Source organism: Aggregatilinea sp., assembly GCF_036822615.1.
GTDB lineage: Bacteria > Chloroflexota > Anaerolineae > Aggregatilineales > Aggregatilineaceae > Aggregatilinea.
In genome coordinates, this window is the sequence record NZ_DAISHJ010000190.1 from 1 (window position 1) to 5,891 (window position 5,891).

5 protein-coding genes and 1 pseudogene are annotated in these 5,891 nt (G+C 63.4%); all 6 read right to left on the reverse strand.

From position 1 onward, the window contains the following. A pseudogene (locus V7116_RS25110) lies at positions 1 to 395 on the reverse strand (CoA protein activase); the annotation flags it as partial. After that, on the reverse strand, positions 334 to 735 hold the full coding sequence (locus tag V7116_RS25115) for a 2-hydroxyacyl-CoA dehydratase (RefSeq protein WP_324394746.1): 402 nt from the start codon (positions 733 to 735) through the stop codon (positions 334 to 336). The pseudogene V7116_RS25110 and the gene V7116_RS25115, both read right to left, overlap by 62 nt. Positions 736 to 772: 37 nt before the next feature. After that, positions 773 to 1,768, reverse strand: a complete 996-nt coding sequence (locus V7116_RS25120) for a DMT family transporter (RefSeq protein WP_324394747.1) — start codon at positions 1,766 to 1,768, stop codon at positions 773 to 775. A 182-nt stretch (positions 1,769 to 1,950) separates the two neighbouring features. After that, positions 1,951 to 2,940 carry a DMT family transporter gene (locus V7116_RS25125; protein WP_324394748.1) on the reverse strand — a complete coding sequence of 330 codons (990 nt, stop codon included), beginning with the start codon at positions 2,938 to 2,940 and terminating at the stop codon, positions 1,951 to 1,953. Between the two features lie 104 nt (positions 2,941 to 3,044). Beyond that, positions 3,045 to 3,902 (reverse strand): hypothetical protein, encoded by an 858-nt coding sequence (locus V7116_RS25130; protein ID WP_324394749.1) that lies wholly within the window; start codon positions 3,900 to 3,902, stop codon positions 3,045 to 3,047. A gap of 23 nt (positions 3,903 to 3,925) precedes the next feature. Next, on the reverse strand, positions 3,926 to 5,740 hold the full coding sequence (locus tag V7116_RS25135; protein WP_324394750.1) for a toll/interleukin-1 receptor domain-containing protein: 1,815 nt from the start codon (positions 5,738 to 5,740) through the stop codon (positions 3,926 to 3,928). Positions 5,741 to 5,891 lie beyond the last annotated feature (151 nt).

Here is a 5,891-nt window from a genome sequence, read left to right on the forward strand (position 1 = left end):
TTTGCCGCTTTTGCCGTGCTTGCCCCGTTTATCAGCTTCTTGATCCTGCGTCCCAATTCGTTTACATCGCCATAAGGCGCTTCAAGAGTGATGATATCCATGTCGCAGCCGATATCCCGCAGAATTTCCCGCTGCATTTCGCAGTAATAGCCAAACCTGCAGGGGCCGCACCCTCCGAGCATGAGAATGGTGTCCGCCCCCTGGCTGCCGGCCTGCAGGTAATTTCCGATATTGATTTTCAGCGGAAGGCAGGCGAGCTCAGGCACATACCTTGTACCAATCTCCAGCGCCTTTTTTCCGTTAAAGGGCGGTATGACGTAGTCCACCCCCAGGTCATCCAAAGTCGCCTTCACAAGAATATAGGCATTCCCCAGGTGCGGAAATGTTATTTTCATTTGCCTTCCTCCATTCAATCATATCTAAAAAGGCCTCAAGCCTTGTATTAATCCCTGCTTCACCCGAATGCTCGTCGATTGTGACCGTAATAAAGGGAATATCCGTCATGCGCCTCATCCGGCGTTCGATGAGGTCCCCCACAAAGGAATCAATTCCGCAGCCAAATCCCATTACATACACCATGCCATCCAGCTCGCACTCGTTGACCATGTGAAAAGCGCTGCCTATGGCTATCCTGGCATAGTGCCAGAATACGGGCTTTGAAAGGCAGGCCGCGTACATATTGACTGAAATGTCGGGGATCATGTCGGGCGTGAAGGGGACGATGCGACCGGGCATGGTACGCTCCAGGGTGGTCTGCGGTCCGGTGAACGATTCAGGACGGGAGATGGCGACCGGACGTTTTGCCCCGGCCCCACCGGAACGGCATCAGGCTCCATTCCTGGCCTGCGCGCGCGGGCTTGAGGAACGTATTCTTGCGGACCATCACCACTCCGGCCAGCGTCAGCGTGCCGCCGACGACCAGCCCCAACGTGAGCGGATCGCCTAAAAAGATGATGCCCGCCACCGCCGCGACGATCGGCGGGAAGTTCTGGTAGCTGACCGCGCGCGTTGGGCCGAGCGCCTTCAGCGCGTAGTTCCAGATCAGCGTGCCCAAAATGCCGGACAGGAAGCCGCTGTAAAAGATGTTGGGCCACACACGCGGCGGGACACGGTCCGGCGAGAGGTGGATCAGGTCGGGCAGGGCGATCACGATCAGCCCGCCGGTTGTGATCCAGTACGACCACAGCGAGACGCGGATGCCGCCGAGGCGATCCACCAGCGGCTTGGTGGCGATGTTGCCCCACGCGGTGACGATCGCGCCTGCCAGCGCCAGCAGACTGCCGATGAGGTCGTTGTGCGACAGGCCAAAATGCGCGCCCGAGCCGCCCAACACGACAATGATGACGCCCACCAGCGTGATCCCCACGCCGATCAGCATGCGGCGGCGCAGCGCGACCATGCCCGCGAAAATGCTGATGATCGCGGTCCAGGCGGGCATCGTCGCCACGACCAGCGCCGTGTTGGTCGAGGTGGTCAGGTTGAGCGCCAGGGCGAAGAAGATCTGGTAGACCGTCGAGCCGATGGTGAAGACGACCAGCAGTTGGACGATGTCGCCGCGCGAGATTCGGATCGCGGTGCGGTCACGGTAGAGGATCATGCCGGTGATGAACGGCATGGCGATGGCGTAACGCAGGGCGTTGTATGTCAGCGGCGGGATGTCGGACAGGCCGCTTTTCATGACGATGAAGTGGCAGCCCCAGATCACGATGATGAAGATCATCGCCAGGTCCGGGGCGTAGCGTAGGGCGGTCGATTTTATGCCGGACAAGCGCGATTGACCTCGGTGCGATCTCGGACCTTTAGGGATTATACGCCTGTTCGGTGCGGATGGCACAGGGGTGGGGTGGGTTAGGGAATAGGGAAAAGCAAGAGCAAAGAGCAGACCTCACCCCCGGCCCCTCTCCAATCAAGTTGGAGAGGGGGGACAAGCGGGATGGGCGAAGGTTGAGGTTATGCGGCCTCGGCGCCGCGCAGCTCCGGCTGAGGGTCGCGCGTGCGTACAGCTTCGGAGGCGCGCTCGTTTGGCATGCGCAGCCAGGTGTTGCGCCGCACAATCCGCGTCCCGGCGACGGTCAGGCCCGCGCCCGCGATGAGCGCCAGCGTCAGCGGATCGCCCATGAACGCCACGCCGGAGATCGCCGCCACGAGCGGGGTGAAGTTGTAGTACAGCGCCGTGCGGGCCGGGCCGAGCGTGCGCAGCGAGTAGTTTTCGATCAGGAAGCCGAGCGCGCAGGAGATCGCGCCGCTGAAGACGAGGTGCGGCCAGACGCGCGTGGGCACGTCGGCGGGCGTCAGGCTGAGCAGGTCCGGCGAGGACACGACGATCAGCCCGACAGTCGAGATCACATAGGTCCACACGGCGACGACCGTGCCGCCGTAGCGGTCGATGATCGGCTTGACCGTGATATTGTAGTAGGCCGTGACCATCGCAGAGGCGAGGGCCATCATGCTGCCGACCAGATCGGCCCCGGAGATCGAGAGGCTCGTCCCGGAGCTGCCGAGGACCACCAACACCACGCCGATGACGGACATGATCACGCCTGCGATCATCTGCCGCCGGATGACGATAATGCCCAACACGATCGTCAGGATGGCCGTCCACAGGGGCATGGTTGAACCAAGTAAGGCGGTGTTGGTGGTAGTGGTCCGCGCCAGCCCCAGCACGAAAAAGATCTGGTAGCCGAAGGGACCGATCAAGCCGAGCGGGATCAGCTTCAGCGCGTCCCGGCGGGCGATTTTCAGCGAGGCGGGATGCCGCGCGACCGCCAGCAGCAGGATGGGCAGGCCGATCATGAAACGGATGGCGTTGAAGGTCAGGGGCGCGAGGTTGCCGAACGCATCTTTTACGACGATGTAGTGCACGCCCCACACGATAACCATCAGGCTCATCGCCACATCGGCACGGTGCATGCGCGTGGGAAATTTCAGTTGAGTGAACACAGGGACCGCCCTTTCACAACTTGAGATTGTACACAATGTCACAATTATACGGGTGTCCCTTGTGCAGAATCAACGGCACATGGTCCTATATGGATTGGAGGCGGTCACTCGTGGGCGAGCTGCAACTGCCATGAGCGGCCCCCGTCGGTGGTGGTGTAGGTGGATGGGTGGCGGCTCTGGTAGACGGTGAGCGCGCCATCGGCCCTGCTTTGAAATGTGACACTGGCAATCTGGAGCGACTCCAGGGTCGCCCAGTCGTCGAAAACCGTCCAACTCCGCCCGCCATCGTCTGACGTGGCGACTATGCGGTCGGTCCAAAACCACGCGAAGGATTCTCCTGCTGTGCCAGTCTGCGCGCAGCGATCAGAGGCCAGACCCGTGTCCGTGACGTGCAGCGACTGTTTCCACGCGCCGCCCTGACGGTATTCGGCAAAGACGTGATCATCCAGACTGTGAACGACCCGGATGCGCAGCTCGCCCGGTTCTGAGAGCGGGATGGGACAGTCGGCCCGTACGTCGGGGAGCGTTTGGAGGACGTTGGCGGCGAACGCGCCGCAGACCAGATAGAGCGGGACGACCACACCGGTTAACAGCCGCCGGGCAGTGGATCCCCGGCGCTGCCATTCGTTTTTGACCGCCCAGAGCAGCGACGGAAATAAAAGCAGCCCGCCACAGAAGATCAGCGGCATTATGGTGCTGCGGGAGCCGGTCTCAAGAAGATCGATCGGCATCAAATCGGGCAGGCCCACCAGGGTGGCGAGGATCGCCACGATCCCGATGACAATCGTGGCGGTGAGGAGATCCAGCCAGATCACTGCGATGACGCCCGCCAGCAGCCACCGCTGCACGATAAACGTGTCCGCGCGCGGCGGCAGCAGCACGATCACCCACATGAGCGCGTAGAGGACGCCCGCGCTGGCGCTCAATTTGTGCGTACTGAGGGTGCGCAGAAGGGCGCGCATGTGATTTTCGGAGGCTCCCGCCGTTACTCCCAGGCTACGCGCCACAAGCGCAGCGGCTTGTCGTCGCCGCCGGAGGCGATCAGCGTGCCATCGGGACTGAAGACGGCGCTGTGCACCCAGTTCCCATGATCTTTGAGTTCGAGCAGCTGGCGGCGCTCCGCGACACTCCACAGACAGACCTTGTTGTTCTGCCCGGTCGATACCAAGAGTGCCCCGTCGGGGCTGAACGCCAGACTTTGCAGCGAAAATGCCCCGATCGTGATGGTCGCGCCGACCTGCCGCTGCGCCACGTCCCACAGCGTGATCGGCAGGCTCGCGCCGCCGGAGGCGATCAGCGTGCTGTCGGGACTGAAGGCGACCGCGTGCACGGAATTGGCCTGATCGTAGGCGGCGACTTCGTGCCGCGCAGCAACGTCCCACACACGGACCTTTTTATCCTGCCCGCCTGTCGCCAGCCAGAGGCCATCGGGGCTGAAGGCGACGCAGCGCACCGTGCCGGTGTGGCTGTTGAGCACGGCGATCAGGCTTTGATCGGCCACGCTCCACAGGCGGACGGTGTTGTCCGCGCCGCCGGAGGCGATCAGGGTTCCGTCGGGGCTGAACGCGACGCTGCGCACGTAGCCGCTATGCCCGGTGAGCTTGGCGATCTCCTGCCGCGCGGCGACGTCCCACAGGCGGACGCATCTGTCGTCGCTGCCGGAGACCAGCAGCGCCCCATCCGGGCTGAAAGCGAGGCTGCGCACCGTGTCGTTGGCCTGCCCGATGATGCCCGCTCCGGCAAGCGCCTCGGCGTCCCAGAGCCGGATCGTCGTGTCGCCCGCGCTGAGCTCGCCGCCGCCGCCGGAGGCCACGAAGCGACCGTCCGGGCTGAACGCGACGCTGTTGATCTGCTTGCCGTGCCCTTCCAGCGCCGCGATGGGCGTGACGGTCAGGCGCAGGGCGCCCGGCGCGGCGGTGGGCGTTTCGGCGGGAGATGCCTGGACCGGCGGAACGGGCGTCTCTATAGTGCGAACCGGCGCGTTCGATGCGGCCTTGGCGGCCAGCCCTGCCGGATCGCTGGTGAATTCGGGGTAGTCGGCGCGGAAGCGCTTGTATTCTTTGGACGCGCGCGCCGCGTCGATGCGGAACAGCGCCGCGATCTCGTCGTAGATCTCGCCCGCTTCCCACTGGCGCTGCTCGGCATTGCGCTCCGCGATGGCCTGATCGCGCAGTTCGGCGACCGAAAACAGGCGCGGACGGTAGCCCGCCTCGATCAACTGCTCGTAGAGGGCCACGGCGCGGTCGTACTGCCCGGCTTCGTGCATGGCGATGGCGTCGGAGAGCAGGGCCTTGTTCGTCTTTTGCGGCGGCTCTGCCTGGGCCGTTTCCGCTGACGGGTGCGGCGCTTCGACGAGGGCTTCCTTCAGCCGGACGGGAGTCGCGCGGTCGAGGAACGCGGCCAGCTCGCGCACGCCCGCCTTGAAGTAGCGCGGGTAGAACTCGATCCCCTGGGCTTTGCGCACCGCGCCGATATCCTCCGGCAGTTCGGGGGGCGGCACGATGCCGTTGACCAGCGCCAGCGCGATCGGCTTGCCATAGTCGATCGCTTCGCGCACTTCGCGGCGCACCCAGTCCGATTCTTTGTAGATGCGGGCCGGGTCGAACGTGTGCTCGGAGACGATCAGCAGCACGGCGTCACTGTCTTGCAGGTGGTGCAGCAGCGCGTTCTCGAAGTTCGACTCGTCGATGCCGCTGAAGTCGAGGAAGATTTCGGCGTCCAGCAGCTTGCTCAACTCATCGACCAGCCAATACGTGAACGACCAGCTTGCCCGCCTGTAACTCACGAAAATTTTTGCCATGATGCGCTCGCCTGCCTGTCGCTGGTGGACTCAGTGTTCGGTACCGCCTCGAAACGAGTCGGATTATACGGACGGGTGCGGTTGGCTGAGAGCCAAAAAGCAAAAAGCAGACCTCACCCCCGGCCCCTCTCCAATCAAGTTGGAGAGGGGA

Coding starts and splice junctions, on each gene's coding strand:
- V7116_RS25115 (WP_324394746.1), bottom strand. CDS start 735: ATGCCCGGTCGCATCGTCCCCTTCACGCCCGACATGATCCCCGACATT.
- V7116_RS25130 (WP_324394749.1), bottom strand. CDS start 3,902: ATGCGCGCCCTTCTGCGCACCCTCAGTACGCACAAATTGAGCGCCAGC.
- V7116_RS25135 (WP_324394750.1), bottom strand. CDS start 5,740: ATGGCAAAAATTTTCGTGAGTTACAGGCGGGCAAGCTGGTCGTTCACG.